This is a genomic window from Allocoleopsis sp. (assembly GCF_036703385.1).
Taxonomy (GTDB): domain Bacteria; phylum Cyanobacteriota; class Cyanobacteriia; order Cyanobacteriales; family Coleofasciculaceae; genus Allocoleopsis.
The window spans coordinates 1-22,407 of record NZ_DATNPA010000251.1; the positions used below are offsets into that span (position 1 = coordinate 1).

The 22,407-nt window shown below is 47.5% G+C and carries 16 protein-coding genes; 8 read left to right on the top strand and 8 right to left on the bottom strand.

The features are described 5' to 3' along the window. Positions 1-306: 306 nt before the first annotated feature. Positions 307-921: a Uma2 family endonuclease gene (locus V6C93_RS12045; RefSeq protein WP_333476901.1), complete on the top strand. Its 615-nt coding sequence runs from the start codon at positions 307-309 to the stop codon at positions 919-921. Positions 922-1,099: 178 nt separating this feature from the next. Here the strand turns inward: V6C93_RS12045 and V6C93_RS12050 are convergent, their stop codons facing one another. From V6C93_RS12050 to V6C93_RS12065, 4 genes are all read right to left on the bottom strand, one after another. Then, the gene (locus tag V6C93_RS12050) at positions 1,100-3,328 is read right to left on the bottom strand and encodes a CHASE2 domain-containing protein (RefSeq protein WP_333476902.1); all 2,229 of its coding nucleotides are present in this window, start codon (positions 3,326-3,328) and stop codon (positions 1,100-1,102) included. A 722-nt stretch (positions 3,329-4,050) separates the two neighbouring features. Further along, positions 4,051-5,040 (bottom strand): vitamin K epoxide reductase family protein, encoded by a 990-nt coding sequence (locus V6C93_RS12055; protein WP_333476903.1) that lies wholly within the window; start codon positions 5,038-5,040, stop codon positions 4,051-4,053. A gap of 70 nt (positions 5,041-5,110) precedes the next feature. After that, positions 5,111-5,959, bottom strand: a complete 849-nt coding sequence (gene btpA / locus V6C93_RS12060; protein WP_333476904.1) for a photosystem I biogenesis protein BtpA — start codon at positions 5,957-5,959, stop codon at positions 5,111-5,113. Positions 5,960-6,059: 100 nt separating this feature from the next. Further along, positions 6,060-6,191: a hypothetical protein gene (locus V6C93_RS12065; protein WP_333476905.1), complete on the bottom strand. Its 132-nt coding sequence runs from the start codon at positions 6,189-6,191 to the stop codon at positions 6,060-6,062. A 198-nt stretch (positions 6,192-6,389) separates the two neighbouring features. On the opposite strand from V6C93_RS12065, the gene rimO reads away from it, so the two are divergent. The 4 genes from rimO to V6C93_RS12085 all read left to right on the top strand — a co-directional run bounded on the left by rimO (position 6,390) and on the right by V6C93_RS12085 (position 15,798). Further along, entirely contained in the window at positions 6,390-7,748 is a 1,359-nt protein-coding gene (gene rimO / locus V6C93_RS12070) for a 30S ribosomal protein S12 methylthiotransferase RimO (RefSeq protein ID WP_333476906.1), read from the top strand. A gap of 174 nt (positions 7,749-7,922) precedes the next feature. Continuing rightward, a complete protein-coding gene (locus V6C93_RS12075; RefSeq protein WP_333476907.1) occupies positions 7,923-9,323 on the top strand; it encodes a DEAD/DEAH box helicase in 1,401 nt (466 codons plus the stop codon). Between the two features lie 225 nt (positions 9,324-9,548). Continuing rightward, positions 9,549-10,652: a threonine synthase gene (gene thrC, locus V6C93_RS12080; RefSeq protein ID WP_349262691.1), complete on the top strand. Its 1,104-nt coding sequence runs from the start codon at positions 9,549-9,551 to the stop codon at positions 10,650-10,652. A 562-nt stretch (positions 10,653-11,214) separates the two neighbouring features. Next, complete coding sequence (locus tag V6C93_RS12085) at positions 11,215-15,798, top strand: Hsp70 family protein (RefSeq protein WP_333476909.1); 4,584 nt, start codon at positions 11,215-11,217, stop codon at positions 15,796-15,798. A gap of 49 nt (positions 15,799-15,847) precedes the next feature. On the opposite strand, the gene V6C93_RS12090 is transcribed toward V6C93_RS12085, so the two are convergent. Together V6C93_RS12090 and V6C93_RS12095 are read right to left on the bottom strand one after the other, a co-directional pair. After that, the gene (locus V6C93_RS12090; RefSeq protein ID WP_333476910.1) at positions 15,848-16,768 is read right to left on the bottom strand and encodes a cation diffusion facilitator family transporter; all 921 of its coding nucleotides are present in this window, start codon (positions 16,766-16,768) and stop codon (positions 15,848-15,850) included. 72 nt (positions 16,769-16,840) lie between these two features. Next, positions 16,841-17,323, bottom strand: a complete 483-nt coding sequence (locus V6C93_RS12095; RefSeq protein WP_349262692.1) for a hypothetical protein — start codon at positions 17,321-17,323, stop codon at positions 16,841-16,843. Positions 17,324-17,459: 136 nt separating this feature from the next. Here V6C93_RS12095 and V6C93_RS12100 point away from each other — a divergent pair, with 136 nt between their 5' ends. Both V6C93_RS12100 and V6C93_RS12105 read left to right on the top strand, forming a co-directional pair. Further along, a complete protein-coding gene (locus V6C93_RS12100; protein WP_333476912.1) occupies positions 17,460-18,368 on the top strand; it encodes a YihY/virulence factor BrkB family protein in 909 nt (302 codons plus the stop codon). Between the two features lie 169 nt (positions 18,369-18,537). Continuing rightward, the gene (locus tag V6C93_RS12105) at positions 18,538-19,047 is read left to right on the top strand and encodes a DUF4112 domain-containing protein (RefSeq protein WP_333476913.1); all 510 of its coding nucleotides are present in this window, start codon (positions 18,538-18,540) and stop codon (positions 19,045-19,047) included. A gap of 147 nt (positions 19,048-19,194) precedes the next feature. Here V6C93_RS12105 and V6C93_RS12110 read toward each other — a convergent pair whose 3' ends face one another. Then, a complete protein-coding gene (locus V6C93_RS12110; RefSeq protein ID WP_333476914.1) occupies positions 19,195-19,938 on the bottom strand; it encodes a hypothetical protein in 744 nt (247 codons plus the stop codon). A 321-nt stretch (positions 19,939-20,259) separates the two neighbouring features. Here V6C93_RS12110 and V6C93_RS12115 point away from each other — a divergent pair, with 321 nt between their 5' ends. Continuing rightward, a complete protein-coding gene (locus V6C93_RS12115; protein ID WP_333476915.1) occupies positions 20,260-20,457 on the top strand; it encodes a hypothetical protein in 198 nt (65 codons plus the stop codon). Positions 20,458-20,779: 322 nt separating this feature from the next. Here V6C93_RS12115 and V6C93_RS12120 read toward each other — a convergent pair. Continuing rightward, the coding region (locus V6C93_RS12120) for a glycogen/starch/alpha-glucan phosphorylase (RefSeq protein ID WP_333476916.1) at positions 20,780-22,407 on the bottom strand (1,628 nt) is incomplete at its 5' end.

Below are 22,407 nucleotides of genomic sequence, written 5' to 3' on the forward strand. Positions count from 1 at the left end.
CATTGTTCTAACCAATCCTCGAACAGGGTGATCTGTGCCGTTGTGGGTTTAAGCTTGAATTCGTAGGTCAGACTCAACACTTACATTACCTCCTTGTTTCCAGTATAGAGTTTTTTACAAAATCAATGAGCGTTTCTTAAAACGCCACATCACACACAAAAGCCGTCCTGGACGGACGGGGCTTTAAACCCCATTTTTTTGGTAAGAGAGTGTGGGAAAGAATAGGATTATTTTATAAAAATTGAGGATGGGTCTCGACTCAAGCGAGAACGACGAACAAGAACAAGTTTAAACTGTAAAACTCTCATGTCTACTTTAAGCTCACCCTCAACCCCAACCCCGACGCAAAGGCTATCTGAACAATCTCCTGAGAAAAAAATCTGGACAGATGCCGAATTCATGGCGCTGCCAAAAGATGGGCATCGATACGAACTGGTTAACGGAGAACTCATCGATATGGGGAATTCGGGTGCAAAGCATGGCTATGTTGCAGTGATCTTGAGTGCGGCTTTGTTTAATCACGTCTTTTCCAGAAAACTTGGGGCTGTTATGGACTCCAGCACTGCCTTCAAAATGAAATCCGGTAACAAACGCTCTCCCGATATTTCCTTTGTTGATAAACAGCGACTACAAGGAATGGAAGAACTGCCTGATGGTTTCTTAGAGGGTGCCCCCGATTTAGCCGTAGAAGTCCTTTCTCCCGGCAATACTGTTGAAGAAATGCACAACAAAATGGTGGAATATTTCGAGAACGATGCTCGCCTGGTGTGGGTCATTCACCCCAATGAGCATTACGTCTTAGTGTATCGTTCGCCTCAACCCGATCGCCTGCTCAAATCCACTGACGCGCTTGATGGAGAGGAAATTATTCCTGGCTTTACCCTTCCGGTATCTGAGCTATTCCAAAAACTTTCTTTCTAATCTGCCAATTGAGGAAGCTTTAATCAGCCGTCTTTTCCTTAGCTATAATTTTCCCTAGTGTACTTCTGTAGGGAATTAAAGGAGTTATAAACCTCATGAGGCAAGCTAAGCGGCTGGGAAAGTCAACATCAACGTTCCGCAAGTGGTGAGCTATAAGTAAATCCTCTAAACCTATATTCTATAAAGAATGAGCAAATTGATATTGATTCCGACCGAGTTGTTTAGAGCGGTACATCGCCGTGTCAGCATTCTTGATTAAGGTTTCCTCATCTTCCCCATCATGCGGGTAGATACTGATTCCAATACTGCCCGTTACAAAAACATTATGCCCCTCTAACACAAAAACTTGAGACAGATGTTCTAAAATTTTCCCGGCAACTTGAGCCGCATAGTCTACTTTCGCAATATCGGAGAGAATCACTGTAAACTCATCACCTCCCAGCCGAGAAACAATATCACCGTTGGATAAAGTATCAGTGAGTCGTTGAGCAACAATTTTCAGCAGTTGGTCACCAATATCGTGCCCCAAGGTATCATTGACCTGCTTAAAACCATCTAAATCGATAAACATCAGTGCGACCAACTGATTATTATTGCGCGCCCAATCCAACGACTGACTTAGACGCTCATAGAACTGTTTACGATTAGCAAGACCAGTTAGGGGATCATGATACGCCAGATAACGCAATCGCTCTTCTGAAAGCTTGAGTTCGCTGTTGGAACGAGTCAACTCTTCTGCCGTTTGTCTAAGTGCGTCTTCCGCTCGTTTTCGCTCTGTGATGTCTCGGATAATGCCAACCAAGAAAAGATTATCGGCTGCATCTTTGTGGAGAGATTTTTTCGTGGAAATGAGGTGAGTCGTCCCAAAAGCATCGGTAAATTCTTCTTCAGTTTCCTGGGGTTTCCCACTTTGAAAAACTAGTTCATTTTGCGTCCAGAAAGCCTCTGCTTCGTGTTGAGGAAAAATATCATAGTCTGATTTTTCCATCAAGGTTTCCAGAGGATAGCCAATGAACTTACAGTACGCCTGATTCAAAATAATCCAGCGATGGTCTTTATCTTTAACAAAAACGGGGTCGGGGATAGTGTTAATTACAGTTTGCAAAAATTCTTTGGATCGCTTTAATTCCTCCTGAATGTGAGCAAGATGGTTGGTAATACAAACCGCAGAGCCGATTAGTCCAAGCAGAGCAGGGAAAAATGGCAACCACCAACCGGCTAAAAAGGCTAGGTAACAGATGCTGCCTAGCGCCATACTGAGTAGAAGGAGACGTAAAGAGGCACGTCGAGGCAATGCTCTCTGGCTGCGACGGAACTGATGCCCATTAGCAAAGCGGCTTCGCCAGCGCATGTGCCAAATCAGCTCAGCACCCAAAAATGTCCAACCAAAAATCCACAAGCCCTCCACTGGGTTCGACCAAACTTTAATTAAGGGGCGCTCTTCAAAAACGCTGCTGAGAATTTGACTAATAAAATTAGCATTGATTTCAACCCCAGACATGGTTTGTGGTGCACCGATTAAACTGTTGCTGTATGGGGTGTAGAAGAAATCTTGTAGACTGGGTGCGGTTGAACCAATCAGAACAATGCGATCGCGCATCCAACTTGGATCGACTCGATTTGCTAGCACATCCGCCATTGAAAGGGTGCGAAAGCTACCGGGGCGTCGAAAGTTAGCTAGAACTTGATAGCCTTTACTATCTGTCCCCACATAACCCCCGTCATTGGCCTGGAACGGGCGAAACACACTCTGACCCAGTTGTAAATAGTTCGGATTGACCGTTGCTCCTTTGGGGGTAATCCCTTCTGCCTCCAGATAAATCAAAGCCAGCTTGAGGGCGAAACTTTGACGGGGTATGCTCTTCACATGCCAATAAAGTAAGCTCCGGCGCACCTTGCCATCGTTGTCTACAACAACATTATTGAACCCAATTTGTTGGCGTTGATGTAATACATCTGGGGGGGCGACGCCTATGCTTGCGCCAAAGCTCGTTTTATCTGGAAGTTTCTCAATCCCAATCAAATTGGGAATACTTTGACAAACTCTGATAAATTCCTCTTGACCGGGCTGAACGGGCAAATCGCGATAAACGTCAAGACCAATGGCGCGTGGCTGATAGCTGTGTACTTTCTCAAGCAACTGAGCCATTAAGCGATCGGGAATTGGCCATTGCCCTGCCTGCTTTAGGTCTTCTTCCCTAATTTCAACGATGACAATACGAGGATCGGCGGCTTCTTTTGGACGCAGGTGGAACAGCTGGTCAAAGGCGGCAAGCTCCGATGACTGTAGTAACCCAATTAGGCGCAGGAGAAGCACAACGCCTGTAACACCAGCAGAGGCTTTTAAAACAGGGTGCTCTTGCTGAAGCCACTGCTTAGGGAAGCGACCTAGATTTGCTTTTAACATCTACTTGACTGCACGATTGTTGTAAGATGCAGCTATATACCTTATATAGGTTTTTTTTGGGGTTTCTTAACTTAATAATTCGGCTAATTTCAACGTTTACAAGCTGCGAAGGATGGGTGCCAAGCTTGACAACCTTTTGGGAAGAGGTTCTACACCTAAATGTCCAGCGAGAAGCCATGTTTTCCAGGCGAGTTTACAAAAGTATGTCAGTAACGCCCACATCCCGAAACGTAAGTCAGTTAGTCAGGAATAGAGGCTTTCTCCGGTTAAGAGTACGTGACTTCTGATGGAGCGTTGAGAGAATAGCACCAATCTGTGTTTTTCTCAAAAGAAAAATCAAGCTGCCGGATTTTGTGAGCAAAAATTTAGTCCAACTCTCTCAGGAGCAGATTTGGACTACTAGAACTGATAGATTTCCCTGATTCAGGCTGCAAGGTCGAGAGAGCCTTTTTCAGCAGTTAGTTATATGCCAATTATACTCAAGCCAAATAACGTCTTATATCAAGTTCATCTTACTGCCCATAATAATCAAAAACTTTCCTGATTGGGAGGAGCAGGAGAGTGTGGAGTGTTGGGTCTCATTTGAAGAAGCTAGGAGCCAGCGATCGCATCACTGACTCCTAGGCGGATTGTGCAGTTATCTTTGTGTTCTTTCTGTCTGGCCTTATGAACTTTTCTGTTCATAATTCCTACGGCCTCCGAATGTAACTTCAGAAGTTGAGCTATTCGGTGAGCTGTCCTGGTAACGCGTACTTAAAGTTTCGCGGACCTTGATACTTAGTCAAATCAGCGAGTTCGTCCAGCTTTTTGACACCCGAAGTCAATTCATTATTTATTTTCCAGCTGGGAAAGTACTTAACTCCAGCATCTTTACAAGTTTGTGGCTGGGCGTTCTTGCCATCAGTGGAACACTCAATATAATTGATTTCTTTGTAGGCTTGTTTACCAAAAAGCTGCTTCTGCTCATAGCAGTGAGGGCACCAGTAGGCACCGTATTCCTTAACGCCAACTTTTGTGAGATGACGTGCCAGAGCGATTTCAGCTTCACCCGATTTCGTCGTAATTTCCCAGCCAATTACGGGTTGTGGTGCACTAGTAGGCTCTGGAATCGGAGTGCGGTTTTTGGCGGACGTTGGCCCAGAGCCGCCCACTTGGGCGTAGGCTCCTACAGTACCAATGAGTGCTACCATTCCCACTAAAACACCCGTGAACAGGAGTTGCCCGATATCCTCCCAAGCATGACCTATGATTGCCAACGCGAATAGGGTGACGGAAAAAAACGCCGAGGCTAAGCAGTATATACAAAATGCGTTGATTTTAAAGGACATCAGATAGACCAGATATCCGCTGAAAATAACCATAGCAATGGTTCCTGAAAATATCAGCAGCCAAGTCCAGTTGTCCGCATCTGTACGGAGTTCTTTTCGCTCAGGTGATTTCAGCATTTGAGGAACTAAAGCCAACAAGGCAATAGCCACATAGGCCAACAGGCCAAACAAGCTCAAAGGCACACCGAACACCTTGGCATAGCTGCTATCAAGAACAGTCTGGCAGTTGATCGGGCCACTAGTCGGGCACCCAGCTACTTCTTGGAATACCCCAAACTCGATTAGCGTGAGATAGGCAGTGTCTAGGACACCGAGAAGTGCGATCGCGCCGATCAGCTGACGAGACCAGCGATGAATCCAGGGAGCAGAACGTCGGCGACTCATGATTAGTTGTTGGTTGTTCTGTGTGAGTGGATAGACAGGCACAAAGCCTGTCATTCGTTGCTTAATCTACTTATGAATGTAGCTTGACAGAAGGAATTGGTTTGGGTTCGGCTTTGGCAGCAACGCTCCGTCGCGCCGCATCCACAAATTGACTGACGCGAATGGGGTCAATAGGTTGCTCAATACGCCCCCTTCGTTTCAGGGAACTAGAGACAATAACGCCATCAACCGCTGGCATCAGGGTTGAGATGTTTTCCCAGTTAGCCCCACTACCCATAAAAACAGGCGTGCCATTAGCCGCAGCCGATGCCAATTCCAAATCTTCTAAAGAAGGAGGGCTACCGGTCGCCCAACCAGAAAGGATGACGCCATCGGCTAAGCCCCTTTCGATGGTTTCTTGCACGGCGGTAGTGAGATTGGGGGAACCTAAGGGTCGCGCATGTTTCACCAAAACATCTGCCAAAATTTTGACATCGCTGCCCAGTTCCCGGCGGTACCGGAGCAATTGATGCGCCTGTCCTTCAATTAGCCCTTGGTCGGTTGCCATGACTCCAGTGAGGACGTTAACACGGATAAATTGGGCGCGAACGCAGGTGGCGATCGCTAAGGCACTTTGGGCATCATTCCGTAATACATTGATCCCCACTGGCAGCGTCACCAGATTCATCAGTCGCTGCACGATCAGTGTCATCGCACTGACCACAGCAGGATCGACCTGGCCTTTCGTAAATGGGGCGTCAAAAAAATTCTCGACGATTACGCCATCTACTCCTCCAGAAGCTAGTGCTGTCACCTCTTGTTCTGCGCGATCAATGACCGCCTTCAGGCTCCCTTCCCAGCGGGGCGATGTGGGGAGCGGCAGTAGATGAACCACGCCAATAATTGGATTCGGTGTCTTGAAAATTTGAAGTAAGTTCACGTATCTACCTAAAAACCCCGGCTACTTTCTGCCCTACCTGTAGATGCTCTCCGATTTGGAGCCAAAAAGGGTGCCTGAGGTATGGGTTGAAGGTTGTAGGTTAAAGGTTAGCATGTGCCAACCAACCGACTTGCCCTAGCGATCGCGCCGCATTAGCGGTAGCGACGATAGGAACATCACTTTCAACTGTTCTTCCCAAGCCCCAATCACCTCGGTCAGGGGATGTTGGCATAAATAGCTCTTTTTTTGCTACTCGTTTGGATATCTCAATAAAATTTTATCTACAATAAGTAACGGGGATTAAGAAAGGATAAGGAACATCCGGACTAGTGGAGTGTGGGTGGGCCGAACGCTTAATGATGTAAAATGCACCTCTACAAGGTCGCGACCCCACTCACTCAAGCCGTAGTAAACACAACCGCATGACCGCATGGGCAACAAGCCAACCATCGCAATTTCTCATTTGGGATGCGAAAAAAATCGCATCGACACAGAACACATGCTGGGACTATTGGTTCAAGCAGGTTATCAAGTCGATACCAATGAAGAATTAGCGGACTATGTTATTGTAAACACCTGTAGTTTTATTGGAGCAGCTCGTGAAGAGTCTGTCCGCACCCTGGTAGAATTAGCAGAAGCTGATAAAAAAATAGTCGTCACTGGCTGCATGGCGCAGCACTTCCAGACTGAACTCTTGGATGAGTTGCCTGAAGCCGTGGCAGTAGTTGGGACAGGCGATTATAACAAAATCGTAGATGTGATTCAACGAGTAGAAGCGGGCGAACGCGTTAAGCAGGTTTCGGCAGAACCGACCTACATAGCTGACGAGACGACTCCGCGCTACCGGACGACCTCTGAGGGCGTTGCTTACCTAAGGGTAGCCGAAGGGTGTGACTACCGCTGTGCGTTCTGCATCATTCCCCATCTCCGAGGGAACCAGCGATCGCGTACAATAGAATCAATAGTTGCGGAAGCCGAACAACTGGCGTCCGAAGGCGTCCAGGAAATCATTTTAATTTCCCAAATTACGACGAACTACGGTTTAGACCTTTATGGCAAACCCAAGTTAGCAGAACTCTTACAGGCGTTAGGCCAAGTAAACATCCCCTGGATTCGGATGCACTACGCCTATCCAACCGGTTTGACACCAGCCGTAATTCAGGCCATTCAGGAAACCCCGAATGTCCTTCCTTACCTGGATTTACCTCTACAACACTCCCATCCAGAAATCCTTCACGCCATGAACCGCCCCTGGCAGGGACAGGTGAATGACAGGATTATTGAGCGAATCAAAACAGCACTGCCCGATGCGGTGCTGCGGACAACCTTCATCGTCGGGTTTCCCGGTGAAACAGACGAACACTTTGAGCACTTGCTTGAGTTTGTCCAGCGCCATGAGTTTGACCATGTAGGCGTCTTCACCTTTTCTCCGGAAGAGGGAACCCCCGCCTATAACTTGCCAAACCAACTACCCCAAGACGTAATGGATGCCCGTCGGGATGCCCTGATGGAAGCTCAGCAGCCCATATCCTTGAAAAGGAATCAAGCTTGTGTCGGTAAGGTGGTTGATGTCCTGATTGAGCAAGAACACCCTGAAACAGGTGAATTAATTGGTCGCTCTGCTCGATTTGCCCCTGAGGTAGATGGATTGGTTTACGTCCAAGGGGATGCTCCCTTGGGGACAATCGTGGGAGTGAAAATTACTGATGCCGACATCTACGACCTGTATGGTTCTGTAGTCCCTAGTTTTTCATCAGTTGTCCGTCAAGGGTTACAGGTTGCAATGTGAGAAGTTTTTCGGTTTGGCGGTTTTAGGGGGAGCAGGTTAGAAGACGAGTTTCGACTTTCAACCTTCCAACCTTGTCACCGTTCAACCTTCGACTTTCCAACCTTCAACCCTTTAAATCTTTGACAACTAGATCATGCTCTCTAACAACAAAAACCTAACAGCAAACACTAACTTATGACCCTTTCCTTTAAAAGCCTGGGCCTGTCTGAAGCTCGTGTCAATCACCTGGAAAAATTGGGCTTTACGGCACCGACCACCATTCAAACCCAAGCGATTCCTGAACTCCTTGCGGGGCGTGATGTCGTTGGTCAATCTCAAACAGGCACTGGCAAAACAGCAGCATTTTCGCTGCCCATGCTAGAGCGGATTGACCTAGAAAAGCGAGTCGTACAAGCCTTGATTTTGACGCCAACGCGAGAGTTGGCCTCTCAAGTGGCTGATGCGATTCGCGACTTCTCTAGCAACCGCCGATTGTCTGTACTGACAATCTGTGGAGGTCAGTCGCTCGACCGACAAATCAAAAGCCTACAACGGGGCGCTCAAATTGTGGTGGGCACGCCGGGACGAGTCATCGACTTGCTTGACCGAGGTGACTTGAGACTGGATCAAGTCAGCTGGGTAGTACTTGATGAAGCCGATGAAATGTTGAGCATGGGCTTTATCGATGATGTCAAGAAAATCCTGCAACAAGCACCGAAAGAGCGTCAGACCACTTGTTTCTCCGCTACCATGCCCCGTCCGATTCGGGACTTAATCAACAACTTCCTGAAATCACCCGTTACCGTAACCGTTGAGCAGCCCAAAGCGACACCGTCGCGGATTGAACAACGCGTGTATATGGTGCCGCGTGGTTGGACGAAGGCAAAAGCCCTCCAGCCCATTATGGAACTGGAAGACCCAGAAGCCGCGCTAATTTTTGTGCGGACGAGAAAAGCAGCGGCTGAATTGACAAGCCAATTGCAAGCCGCAGGTCACAGTGTGGACGAGTATCACGGTGATCTGAGCCAGTCACAACGGGAGCGCTTGCTGTACCGCTTCAAGGCAGGTCAGGTGCGCTGGGTTGTGGCAACCGATATCGCCGCACGAGGCTTAGATGTTGATCACCTCACCCATGTGATTAATTACGACCTGCCCGATCAGGTGGAAAGTTACATTCACCGCATTGGTCGTACAGGCCGTGCTGGGAAGACGGGGACGGCAATTACTATCATTCAACCGTTTGACCGCCGCAAGCTGAACCTGATTGAGCGAAAAGTGCGGCAAGCTTTGGTAGTCTCGCGAATTCCGACCCGCTCGCAAATTGAGGCGCAGCGCTTGGAAAAATTGCAAAACCAGTTGCGCGAAGCACTTTCGGGCGAACGGATGGCCTCCTTCTTGCCAGTGGTGCGTGATTTGAGCGAGGAATACGATGCCCATGCGATCGCAGCAGCGGCCTTGCAAATGGTCTACGACCAAACCCAACCGGCTTGGATGGCAGGAGATTATGATGATGGGTCGATAGTGGAACGGCCAAAAATCATCAAGCGTCAGAGCGACAAGCCCCAACCCTCTGTGACACCAAACCGCTCACGATAAACTAAACTCTCATAACGTTGAAGGTTCTTTCCGAGTTGAAGGTTGAAGGTGAGAAAGTTGAAGGCTCTTTCCGAGGTGAAGGTGAAAAAGTTGAAGGTTCTAATCAACCTGCAACCTTCAAACTTCAACCTTTAACTTGCAACCTTCAGACTTCAACCTTCAACCTGCAACCTTCAACCTATAAACCTGCAATCTGCTAACCAATACCCAATTGTGGCTTCAACTCTGTCTGCTACGGATTCTTCTGCCTTTGAGGGCACCGCTCCCCGACGCCTGAACTGGTCGGGTTTAATTGAGGCATACCGTCCTTATTTACCAGTCAGCGACTCGACTCCCGTGGTAACACTGCTGGAGGGAAACACACCGCTCATTCCTGTCCCTGCGATCGCTCAAATGATCGGTAAAGGGGTGCAGGTACTGGTAAAATTTGACGGCCTCAATCCGACCGGAAGCTTCAAAGACCGGGGGATGACGATGGCGATTTCTAAGGCAAAGGAAGCTGGAGCCAAGGCAGTCATCTGCGCTAGTACGGGCAACACCTCGGCGTCAGCAGCCGCTTACGCCCGTCGCGGTGGGATGAGGGCATTTGTCCTCATTCCCGATGGGTATGTGGCGCTGGGTAAGTTGGCACAGGCGTTGCTTTATGGAGCAGAGGTGCTAGCGATTAAGGGAAATTTTGACCAAGCCTTGAACATTGTCCGGGAAATGGCAGAAAGTTATCCTGTGACTTTGGTCAACTCGGTTAACCCGTATCGCTTAGAAGGACAGAAGACAGGCGCGTTTGAGGTAGTAGACAATTTGGGCGATGCTCCCGATTGGCTGTGTATCCCAGTCGGGAATGCGGGAAATATCACAGCATACTGGATGGGGTTTTGTCAATATCATCAGCATGGAAAGTGTACGCGCTTACCTCGGATGATGGGATTTCAAGCAACTGGGGCATCTCCTCTAGTTACAGGGCAAGTGTTCACGCATCCTGAAACGGTGGCGACGGCGATTCGGATTGGTAACCCAGCGAGCTGGGAAAAAGCGATCGCAGCACAACAAGCCAGTCAGGGGCAATTTAATAGCGTCACGGATGACGAAATTCTCGAAGCCTATCGGTTATTGGCTTCCCTTGAAGGAATTTTTTGTGAACCTGCGAGTGCAGCATCGGTGGCGGGTTTATTGAAAGTAAAAGACCAAGTTCCCGCAGGTGCAACCGTGGTGTGCGTACTGACGGGTAATGGTTTGAAAGACCCGGATACCGCAATTAAACACAGCAATAATCAATTTACGCAGGGGATTGAGCCAACCACAGCAGCAGTGGCTCTGGCAATGGGACTGTAAAGCATTAACCAAATAAAGTATTGATTTGTAGATTACGGTAGGGGCACGACATTGTCGTGCCCTTACTGTATGGATACCCAACCGAAAGAGGTTTTGATAATTTTTGGGAGGGAAGGAAGTAAATGTGAGGAAAACTGCATAAGCTCATTTGAGCCAGAGATAGTAAGAGTCAGCTTCATCTCACTCTGAAAAAATCATTTCTTGGATGTCGAATAAGTAATGCTGCGATTATCCGCATTCAAAATTTCCGGTATCAAGGAGATCGCTACCAAGGCTCACAGTTCTTGGCTCCGACTGCTAAAGCTACTGCTATGCTAGATACCCTAAGCTGTTGCGGTGTCAAAAGCAAGGGTTAAGGAGTTGCATTGTTGCCTCAACCTACTCCTTGAATCCCGATCCGATCCCACGAATTGCACACTCAAGCTGAATCCTTACCCAGATGTTTAATTGGCACTTGAAATTACAGAGATTGTTTCAGGTTTTAGGCGGACATCTTACAAGAGCTTTACCAGGGTTTTTGCAGAACCTCAGGGGATTTGGCTCGCCGCACAAACAGTTAGCAGTGACTTGCCAAACGCTACACAAGCAATTAACCACTGCCGACAATTCCTTTCAAGCTAAGGACAAAGCCTGGAAAACGTATGCCAAAGCCTTGCTCTTAGCCCAGCGATGCAATCACTCAGAACTTATCCAAGTCATTGTCAAATTCGATCCCTTTTTCGATGAGCAAGTTTCCGATTCCAGCTTTCCTGCCAAGCGAATCCTTTCGGTGCTTCTGAAGGCTGAACCTCTAACCGCTCAAGCTCTCGATGCGGCATGGCGGATTTCGATGCGACTAGAAGGCCAATCATCGCGAACAGAGATACAGCAGCTAATCTGTGTGCAATCTGCCCGAATTGGCGATACCAATGGGCTACTGGTGAAGTTGTTAAAGCGACGTAAACAAGGGTGTCTCACTCCAGCAGAACTTCATGAAATCCTCTCCAAATATATAGAACACAATTCCTTTGATGTAAGCCACCCCTGGAAAGCCTTCTTCTCGGAGTTTCAGGATACTGAACTGCCTCAAATTCATCAGGTTTATGCACTAGTCGATCGCTACGAGGAAGCGGCTAACTTGGCAGAAGCGTCGAGAGACTATCGAAGTGCTATCCATTACCTCATGTCTGTTTCTGGCAAGGACACTGCCCTTCGCGTTCTCGCCTTAGCTGAGCGTGTAAAAGACCTAGATGCGCTCGCCCAAGCTCATCAGAACGTCGCCTCATGCTTCTGGGAGGAAGGGAGTTATGCAGATGCCCTAGAACACTTTCAAAAAGCTGGCAACCTCGAACGCGCCAGCGACTGCCACCAACAACTAGGACAGCTAGAACGCGCTATCCAACTCCGTCCCGCTATCAGTTCTGAGTGGATGTTGGATATCCGGGGCGCAATGGAGAACACCGTCAGAGTGCACCTCGATCGCCGAGAATTCTTAGAGGCAGTTCGCCTGCTACGAACTGTAGAGCAAGCATGGCGAAACAAATCTCAAGAGTCAGATATTAGCGCTGAGGCTGACCGCACACAACACCTGCTCACGGAGGTCGTGAGAACAGTTCGAGCCTCCTTTGAAGCCCAGTTACAAGCCGCTCAAGGGCAGTCGGAGACAGAACTGTTCAAACAATGGAGTCTGTTGGAAGAAGCCGCAGGAAATTATCTCGAAGCCGGACTACAGGCGGAGAAAGCCCAAGACTACTTCGCCGCTTCCTTATTATTTGAGAAAGCCGGTGCTTTCGGTCAAGCCCTGATTGCGCTTGACTCTGCCTCTCCCAACGCTCCCGATCCTAGGAAAAAGGCACAACTGCTCGAACAAGGCGGCGACTTTTTTATGGCTGGGCTTCTCTACGAACGTATGGGAGAAACCGAGCAGGCGATTTCAATGTACGAGCAGGCGAGGGAATTCCAGCGTGCAGCTCAACTTCGACGGCAGCAGCTTGGCGATAACCGGGCAGTTTTTGACGATCGCTTCCAAGAATTACTCACAAAGGCGGGTCGAGTGGAGGAACTCGCTGAAATTTGCGCGGGAAAAGCCTATGAAACGGAGCGATCGCCAGAAGAAAACGCACGTTTGTTACGACGCATTCAAGACCTAGGAACGCGAAATCTGGTTGGCTCCAAATGGCTGAACCTTGTTGCTACAGAGCTTCCTAGCATTGAGGCTTTAGATAGACGCGGGTTTGAGGAGCAAGCGGCTCAATGGCTTCAAGCCGCAACAAGGGAGGTTTTGGGAGACTACATCGATGCGATCGGGCTTGACCTTGGCACCAGTAACAGCGTAGTTTCTCTCTACAACAAAAAGCGAGGAGAGCCAGAGATTGTAGAATGGCATGGGCGACGGCAGATTCCTTCCGTGTTTGCCATCGATCAAGTAGGGCGAGAACTGGTTGGCGTACCCATATCCGAGTTGCTGGGGAAATCACCTCGCGCTATTGTTACCAAAGCCAAACGGCAGATGGGAACTGACACTAAATTTAAGGCAGGCGGTCAGGTGTACCGTCCTGAGGAAATCTCAGCTCGCATCATTAACTGCGCCCGTCAATTAGCCAGGGAGTATCTTGGGAAAAAGATTGGCGAGAAAATTTCCCTGAAGGCAGCTCGGACAATGGGGACTTCTCCACCAGAAGACTGGATAACAGCTTACCTTGAGAAACATCCACCCGCCATTCCTTTAGCCAATGCAGTCATTACAGTACCCGCTTACTTTAATGATGCCCAGAAACAAGCGACAAGGACTGCCGGAGTACTGGCTGATATCAACATCCTGCGGCTGATTCACGAACCTACGGCGGCTTGCCTTGCTCAGCGTACCCGCTCTTCTGGGAATGAAACGATTTTAGTTGCTGACCTTGGAGCGGGAACCTTTGACCTTTCCATTATTGAAGTCGAGCAAAGCGTCTTTGAGGTGCTGGAAATCGAGGGAGATAATGCGCTTGGCAGTGCAGATTTAGATGAAGCGTTGTATGCTCACTTTCTAGAGTTCGTTGAAGCAGAAACAGGGCAGGATATAAAGAGCGATCGCCAAGCGATAACCCGTCTGCGTCAGGCTTGCGAAGAACTAAAGATTGAACTTTCCTCTCGTAGTGCTTGGACAATTGAGCTACCCCAGTTTGTCAACGGTAGCGCGATCGAGCTAACACTGACACGAGACGAACTGGAACGCCTCGCCGCGCCTTGGCTCGATCACATTTGGGCAACCTGCAAGAAGATTAATCGTAAACCCAGTCGAATACTCCTAATCGGCGGTGGAGCGATAATGCCTGCTGTCCGCAGGGGCATTAGGGAAATATTTGGACAGGAACCTAGCTCGGATTTAGATCCGCTAACAGCTGTTGCTCGTGGAGCTGTTCTCCAAGCGGCTATACTGATGGGTGCGCTACAAGAAGCTATCTTGCTGGATGTGGTTCCGTTCAGTCTGGGCATTAAATGTCGTGTAGAACCGGGTCGGTTCAAGTTTGATTCCCTGATTCCCAAGCACACGACCATACCATCTGAGAAAACGCAACGATATACAACAATTGAGGACAATCAGACACAAGTCAGAATTGAGGTTTTTCAGGGAGAGTCACCTGTTCCTGAGGACAATTTCAAAATCGGACAGTTTATCCTTGAAGGAATACCTCTAGCCAAAGCTGGTGTTCCACAAATCGATGTCACGTTCGATATCGATAGCAATTGCCTCCTTACCGTGACTGCCCGTGATGCTGGAACGGGGAACCGATGCGGAATTACGATCGCTGACTCACATCTTCTCACACCAGCCCAAGCCGCTTCGCTGCAAGCTAGATTCCGCGACTCTCAGACCCATCAAGGCTACCTGACACGCTTAGAAAAACTGGCTGGAGAACTCGCACAGATGCTGAGGGAGACCCAAAGGATAGAGATTCTGGAACTCTCAGCGTGTTTGCAAGAACGATTGCAATACTATGAAGGTCATCGGGAGCGGTATTTGCCCAGTGCTACAGACAATAACAGGTTGTTTGAAGTCTACCGCAACCGGGACGAGTTAGAGATGAAGGCAAGGTTAGCCCAGGATCGGTGGGACACCTTAAGTCGGAGTAGCCATACTTGGTTGGATGGTTACGGGTCGATGGATTGGCGTTCTACAGAAGTCGGAAAGCGAGTGGAGCAATTAGTCGAGGAAGGCTCTAGTTTACTCGAGCGCACTCGTTCGGCAGCCCAAGAGGTTACAGAAGTGGCGGCAACTTACAGAAGATGGTTGAGTGCGATCGAAAACCTTCCGATCAACCCTGAGGGAAATGCCGAAGAGTTGGCTCAACATTTTCTCCGTCTTAACCGCTACTCGGAAGCCATAACTCATTTTGATCGGATTGAGGCTCCCCTGTCTCCACTTCATGTTGAACTGGGTCTAGAGATTTTGGCTCGTTCCCGACAACGAGAAGCTTATGCAGCATTGTTTTTAGAACATGCTCAAACTCTTGGAGTCCACAGTCCCGACAATGCTCGCCTGAATCACTCGGTACGAGTTTATGCCTCCTCAGTGGTGTGGATACAGGTGAATTTAGGAGGACGGTCTGCCGCCAGTGGCAGTGGTTTTGTCATTAGTGCCAATGAAGTGGCGACCAACCGTCACGTTGTCATCAACGAGTCCACAGGGCAATGTGTCTTGCCTGAAGCGGTAAGCGTGATTACTAAGGAAGGTGCTCTCCGGGTAGCATCCATACATTTACCCACTGGGAGCGCGGACGATGTGGCAATCCTGCGCTTGGTAACCGAGCGTGCATCTGTTACTCCATTGCGGTTGGGCTTTTCGGAACTCGTTGAGGTCGGGGAGCGGATTTTGACTGTTGGCTTTCCTGCTCCTGGCGAGGGTGGGTTTGAAGAGAATCTCTACTGCAATGTCGGACTGGTAAACCGTATCCGACCGAGTCAACTTTGTACTGAGCGGGTGCTAGAGGTTAGTATTCCGCTTCAGGGGGGGATTAGCGGTGCGCCGATTTTGAATCAGTTGGGAGAGGTTGTAGGACTGTTAAGCTTCTCAATGGAGCGCAAACGGGAGAACTCTAGCGGACAAATTTACAGCGAACAGTCGTTTTATGCCATTCCAGTTGAGGTTTTGCGCCGCCTTCGTAGGATTTATGAATATCAGTAGAGCGATTTAGCGTGCTGCTCACTAGTCACTGTTCACTGCTCACTGTTCACTAGTCACAGCAAGCCTTTTGGTCGCACTCACGCAAAAAATTCCCCGTTTCTACCTGAATTGTGGTGTGTTCAATGCCAAACTTATCGTGCAACTCCATGCTAATTCTGGAGAGGAAAGCATCGCCTGGATTGCCTGTGAGCATAACTAAGTGAGCTGTGAGTGCCGTCTCAGTGGTACTCATCGCCCAAATATGCAAGTCGTGGACTCCAACAACACCAGGAAGTTCTTCTAAGTAAGTTCGGACAGCCAACAGTTCAATTCCGGGTGGTACGGCATCCAGCGCCAAATTAATCGAATCTCGCAGCAAGTTCCAAGTGCCAGCCACAATCACAACAACAATGATCAAGCTGATGACTGAATCGAACCACAGCCACCCAGTTGTGAGAATGGCGATGCCAGCGAGTACTACACCCAAAGACACCAGCGCGTCCGCCGCCATGTGTAGGAACGCTCCTTTGATGTTCAAATCTTTCTCTCGACCCGACATGAACATCAAAGCCGTAACGCCATTAATGACGATTCCGACAAGGGCGACACCGATGAGTGTAGTTCCGCTGACTGGGGGGGGACTACTAAAGCGTTGGATGGCTTCCCAGGCAATAGCGCCCATCGCAACGAGCAGGAAGCAGGCATTAAGGAGAGCTGCCAAAATGGAGGAACGACGAAACCCGTATGTATATCGTTGTGTTGGGCGGCGACTTCCCAGCCAAGAAGCTAACCACGCGACGAGCAGCCCTAGCACATCGCTGAGATTGTGACCCGCATCAGTCAGTAAAGCGAGAGAGTTGCTGAGAAAGCCGAACAGTGCCTCAATCGCAACAAAACCAACATTGAGGGTAATACCCACAATAAAGGCGCGGTTGTAATTGGATGGAGCGTGGCTATGTCCGTGATGTCCATGCCCGTGATTATGGGTCATACTGATAAACTCTTACTGGTCGAGTTTCCCTGTTTTTCCGTGAAACTATAATTTATAGCCCACTACATAGATTCATGTTGAAATTTCCTTCGATTCTGGGCTAGATTGTTGATTGCCCCGTTCCTTTGTTAGCTGGTCGATAGTGTCTCCAATAACGGCGGTTAAGCTTTTGCGGGTTTGAGCATGGTTAGCTTGCTCGGTTTTTAAGGCATCGATTAGGCGATCGCGTTCTACCAGCACCTCTTTCAGCTTCCCCTTCAATTCCTCAGCTGTTAGCAGTACTGCCACTTCCTGCTCAATTACTGACTCTGCTTCAGGATCATCCGCCTTGAGGCGAGAACTCTCTCCTTTTAGCTGCTGAATTTGAGCTTTGAGAGATTCGATTTGTTGTTGTGCCAGCTTCGCTTCTGTACGACGTTGCTGTGCTTCATTGGTGTATAGTTTACGCCAGTTATCCGCACTCTCATAAGCGGTATCGCGATCGCTAATGGTATCTGCCAGTTGTTGCTTAAGCTGCTTAATTTCGGCTAACCACTGCTTGACATCGTTGTTCATCGACAACTGCTCCTGTGTAGCTTCCTGATCCATACTCCCTTGTGGCGATCGCATGACCGACCTGTTGTTACCAGTCAATCGTCTATAAATTTGGCAGATTAATCTTTAACATACCTTGCTGCCAAAATCAGTACCTATGCTGTCCACTCGTTTTTTCCGTTTTTTTCGCTACCTCAATCTGGCAACCCTACGGAAAACTTTCACTCGTGCCATAAAACGTCGGCTGATGGGTCTATCCGCTGAGATGGCTTACAACGCCATATTAGCCCTGTTTCCAGCAATTTTAGCGATTCTCACGGCGATCGGGTTGTTTGAAGATTCTTTACAATCCACATTCCATAACTTAGCGCGTCAGCTCAGCGAAGTCGTACCCGACCAGGCTATGCAACTGATTAAGGATTTTGCTAAGCAGATCAACCTGGGCAAAAATCGGGGTTTATTTTCTCTCAGCTTTATCCTAGCCATTTGGACAGCATCTGGAGCGCTGAGTGCGGCGATGAACGCTCTCGATCAAATCCATGACATTCCTCCCGAAGAAACACGACCTTTTTGGAAAGCTAAGTTAGTATCTTTAGGGCTAACAATTGGCAGCATCTTATTTTCAGTCCTTGCGTCTTTCTTGGTCTTCATCAGTGACTGGGTCGTCTTTATCGTCGTTGACCAAAGTGGAGCGTCAGTCTTATTAAAGATCTGGCGACTTTTGAGTTGGCCGCTAGCCTTAGGTATCATTGCCACAGGCTGTGCCTTTATCTATCGCTATGGACCAAGCCGTTGGACTAAGGGAACACCAATTATGCCAGGAGCGATTTTAGCCGCCATTTCTTGGGCAATGATATCGGCACTGTTTCGGCTCTATGTCACAAATTTCGGAAATTACAATAAAGTCTACGGAACCGTAGGTGCTGTGATTGTCTTACTGCTTTGGCTCTACATGACTTCGCTGGTACTGTTATTAGGCGACCAGCTCAACGTCACTGTAGGGGAGGCAATGCAACGAGCAAAAACGCGAAACCGATTCTTCAAAGCCGCAAAAGCAGAAAAATAAACAAAAAGTATGAATCATGAATTATTGGTCTGGTTGGAATTCTATGCTCCTTTTAAATAGTGTTTGGTGGTAACTAGATTGGCGCAAGTTTAAATTTCCTGCCAATCTTTTAATATAGGATCATTTCAACCTGTCACCTGTAACCTTCCAAAGCTAACTAAATCTAACAATGTCCCAGATTCCTCCCCAGCCTTCCCACTCATCCGTTGATGGTAAGATATCTACCTTTAGGCGTCTGCGTCGGCTGAGCCATATACTTGATAACGCTATTTCCATTCCAGGAACATCTTATCGTATCGGGATTGACCCGATCATTGGTCTGTTACCGGGAGGTGGTGATTTTTTAGGAACAGCTCTCTCAGCCTATATCGTGTTGGAAGCCGCACGAATGGGTGCCCCGCGAGACACTCTAGTGCAAATGGTGTGGAATATCATCGTTGATACACTGAGTGGAACTGTGCCCGTGCTGGGGGATTTTCTCGATGTAACTTGGAAGGCTAATACCAAAAACATTGTTCTGCTGGAAGAACATCTGAAAATTCCCAATTCCCAACCCACAAAGAAGGTAGATTGGTTATTTCTTGCTGGGCTATTTGGTGTGCTGCTTTTGGTTGTCGCAGGTGTGGCTGCACTCAGCTTTATGGTCTTGAGATGGTTGCTGGGAACGCTCACCCGTTAATGTGAGGAATGAGCTATAAATTGACAAGTTGAAACGTTAAAATTTATAGCATTCGTATTAGGCGGCTATATTGAGATAGAAAATTACTCTATTAAAAACTTTCTAGAGTTAAGTTATTAATATATTATTAATATTAGTTAATTAAAGTTACACCAAAAACAAGCTTTCTGGTTCATTGTTAAAAATATATTGATAGTCAAACACTAAAAAATTAAGATGGCGAATAATCAAAAACCCCAAGGTTTTCACTGTGTCTGTTGTAAATGTAGCCATGACTAACTCCGTTAATTTTTTATCTCTTATCTTAGGTTTTTTAACAAAATAACTACGTTTGGCAAAAAAAATATTTTCATGTCTAGGGATAATAATTCCATTAATCCTGTGGGTATTTTGAATAGGTTTTATATAATTTATTATAAAGCTCTCTTGATTCTTCTGTAATTCATATAAGCGTTCATGCTGTAACCAACTCATTTGGAAAATCATTTTAAGCACTTCAAAACCTAAAATATAATAAAAAATAGTATTTCTATCTTTCTTGTTAGAAATTAATTGTAGTGCCACTTCAAAATGAGAATCACTATGAGTTCTCAAATCTTGAGATAAATGGATATAGAATTGTTTAATATAGTTGCTTAGTACCAATTCATTTATCTCTGTATTAATATGAAATTTCCTAAGGTGTTTTTCTATTATTAAGTGAGGAAATTGCTCTAAAAGGTTTTTTGCAACCACTTCTTCAGATGTGGAATTTTCAATACAATCAGTTGTTTTGGATTTAGTAATTGAACATATTAACTTACCAGTTAATAATCTACCTGTTTTAGGTCTAAGGAAAATTTTATGCACATTCCCTCGTTTCAATAGTAGTTCTTGAGAATTTACTAACATCCCTCTAGAGAGTAGCCTTCGATGTTTCTGAAGAATGGGGTTTATCCATGAGTGATCACAGTTGGATCAGAAACAGCAAGGACATTTTACTCCAGACCCTTAAATCCTTTCATCAGAGTTAATACAGATAAGCTTTGAATCTTGATACACGAGGCGGGGAGTAAAGGCAAAAAATCAACCGCATGAGCCATTCGCGGATTTTTGCAGTGATTGGAAGCTGAGTTAGGCTGCGCGGATTTTAGGGAAACAGAGTTAGTTCCATTAAAAGGGGTTGATTCCTTAAGAGAGGGTACCCTAACGCAACAGGATAAGAGGTTCGTTGTGAGCAGTAAAGCCAACCCAAGACTATCTCGAAATTGGGTGGAGATGAATCAGCTGCTGTTCGTGAAGCCTTTGGTAATACTACAGCTGAGTAGGTTAGCTGCTCAATTTGCAGGATGCGAACCTGATGTGAAAACACCCATCAAGTCTCTGCTCATTATTTTATCCTTCCTCACAGGAGTCAGCCAGGTTCAGTAGGACACAAAAAAATCTGGCTCATTCCCCTGCCCTCAACCCTGACAAAGAAGCCATAGGCGGGGGCGGGGAGAATTGAGAGTTGTAGGGCTTATTATTAATTCGTACTTACGAATTAGGTTGACCCCAACCAACAGGGGGCGAGTGGAGAGGCAAGGCCTTTTAATCGCCTTTAATTACTAATTATTAATTGGTAATTAGTAGTTATGGTGAATGCGAGTCAAAAACGAAAATATGAAAGTTTCTTTTGTTGTCCCTCTTGCTCATTTACTGGCAACATAAGTTGAATATCCCCTTCTGTGGGCCCTCTCCCCCTCCTCTTGGGTCACGGGGTGGCGGGTGGTTGGGATATCTTCAAGCCAGCGGCTTCTTGACGATATTCTTTCAATTCGATCTTGACGGGTTCTACGTTCCAGATATCCTGGCAGTAGTCCCGAATCGTGCGATCGCTCGAAAAGTATCCCATACGCGCCGTGTTGAGAATTGACATCCGATTCCAGTTGTTCTGGTCACGGTAAGCTTGACTCACCTGCTCTTGGCACTCGATGTAAGACTGGTAGTCTGCAAACAGCAGATATTCATCTTTGTGCATCAGCGAATCTACCAGCGGTTGGAACAAATGAGGATTCTCTGGAGAGAAGTAACCTGAACTAATCCGCTCAATCACTTCCCGCAGTTCCCCATTACTGTTGTAGTACTCTTGCGGGTTGTATCCCTTGGCCTTGAGAGCGTAGACTTCCTCAGCCGTTAAACCAAACAAGAAGAAATTCTCGGCTCCCACCGCTTCCCGAATTTCGATATTGGCTCCATCTAAGGTACCGATGGTCAGGGCTCCATTCAAGGCAAACTTCATATTTCCCGTGCCAGAGGCTTCCTTCCCGGCGGTGGAGATTTGCTCCGAAAGTTCGGCAGCGGGGTAAACTCGCTCACCGAGAGATACAGAGAAGCCTTCCAAGAATACAACCTTAATGCGATCGCGCACATCGGGGTCGTTGTTCACCACTTTCGCCACCGAGTTGATCAACTGGATAATCAGCTTAGCGATGAAGTAGCCCGGAGCTGCTTTCCCCGCAAAAATGAAGGTTCGGGGCAGAATCTCAATATTCGGATTCTTTTTAATCCGGTTGTACAACGTAATGACGTACAACACGTTCATCAGTTGGCGTTTGTATTCATGAAGCCGCTTCACCTGAACATCAAACAAGGAATTGGGATCGACTTCAATGTCGTTGTAGAGCAGAATGTAGTCCGCTAATTCCTGCTTGCGTTCTTGCTTAATCTGACGCCAGCGCTGGCAAAACTCGGCATCATCAACAAAGGCTTCAAGCTGCTTGAGTTGATCGAGCTGAGTTACCCATTCCAAGCCAATCTTTTCCGTAATTAACTCAGATAACTTGGGATTGCTCAACAAAACCCACCGACGTGGCGTCACCCCGTTAGTCTTATTATTGAACTTCTCAGGCCACAACTCGTAGAAATCTCGTAGGACATCCCGCTCTAGCAATTCTGTATGCAGCGCTGCCACCCCATTGATGGAATGGCTGCCCACACAAGCCAAGTGTGCCATGCGGACGTACCTCTCACCACTTTCCTCAATCAGCGACATGCGAGCGAGTCGTTCCTTATCACCAGGATACTTGGCACGTACCTCATCGAGGAACCGACGGTTGATTTCATAAATAATTTCTAGGTGTCTAGGCAACAGGCGTTCAAACAGGCTAACAGGCCAGCGCTCCAGAGCCTCTGCCAGTAGGGTATGGTTCGTGTAGGCAAAGGTATTTTTGGTAATGTACCAGGCTCGATTCCAACCTAATTGATACCGATCTACCAGCAGCCGCATTAACTCAGCAACACCAATAGAGGGGTGAGTGTCATTCAGCTGGATGGCAACCTTCTCGTGGAATTGATCAAAATTCTGGTGGTTTCGGCGATAGGTCTTGATGATGTCCTGCA

What these genes read in the sequence shown, in the direction of transcription:
- V6C93_RS12095 (WP_349262692.1), bottom strand. Translation starts at nt 17,323, where the DNA reads ATGAACAACGATGTCAAGCAGTGGTTAGCCGAAATTAAGCAGCTTAAG.
- V6C93_RS12055 (WP_333476903.1), bottom strand. Translation starts at nt 5,040, where the DNA reads ATGAGTCGCCGACGTTCTGCTCCCTGGATTCATCGCTGGTCTCGTCAG.
- V6C93_RS12090 (WP_333476910.1), bottom strand. Translation starts at nt 16,768, where the DNA reads ATGACCCATAATCACGGGCATGGACATCACGGACATAGCCACGCTCCA.
- V6C93_RS12050 (WP_333476902.1), bottom strand. Translation starts at nt 3,328, where the DNA reads ATGTTAAAAGCAAATCTAGGTCGCTTCCCTAAGCAGTGGCTTCAGCAA.
- rimO (WP_333476906.1), top strand. Translation starts at nt 6,390, where the DNA reads ATGGGCAACAAGCCAACCATCGCAATTTCTCATTTGGGATGCGAAAAA.
- V6C93_RS12110 (WP_333476914.1), bottom strand. Translation starts at nt 19,938, where the DNA reads ATGTTAGTAAATTCTCAAGAACTACTATTGAAACGAGGGAATGTGCAT.
- V6C93_RS12045 (WP_333476901.1), top strand. Translation starts at nt 307, where the DNA reads ATGTCTACTTTAAGCTCACCCTCAACCCCAACCCCGACGCAAAGGCTA.
- V6C93_RS12100 (WP_333476912.1), top strand. Translation starts at nt 17,460, where the DNA reads ATGCTGTCCACTCGTTTTTTCCGTTTTTTTCGCTACCTCAATCTGGCA.
- V6C93_RS12065 (WP_333476905.1), bottom strand. Translation starts at nt 6,191, where the DNA reads ATGCCAACATCCCCTGACCGAGGTGATTGGGGCTTGGGAAGAACAGTT.
- V6C93_RS12075 (WP_333476907.1), top strand. Translation starts at nt 7,923, where the DNA reads ATGACCCTTTCCTTTAAAAGCCTGGGCCTGTCTGAAGCTCGTGTCAAT.
- V6C93_RS12105 (WP_333476913.1), top strand. Translation starts at nt 18,538, where the DNA reads ATGTCCCAGATTCCTCCCCAGCCTTCCCACTCATCCGTTGATGGTAAG.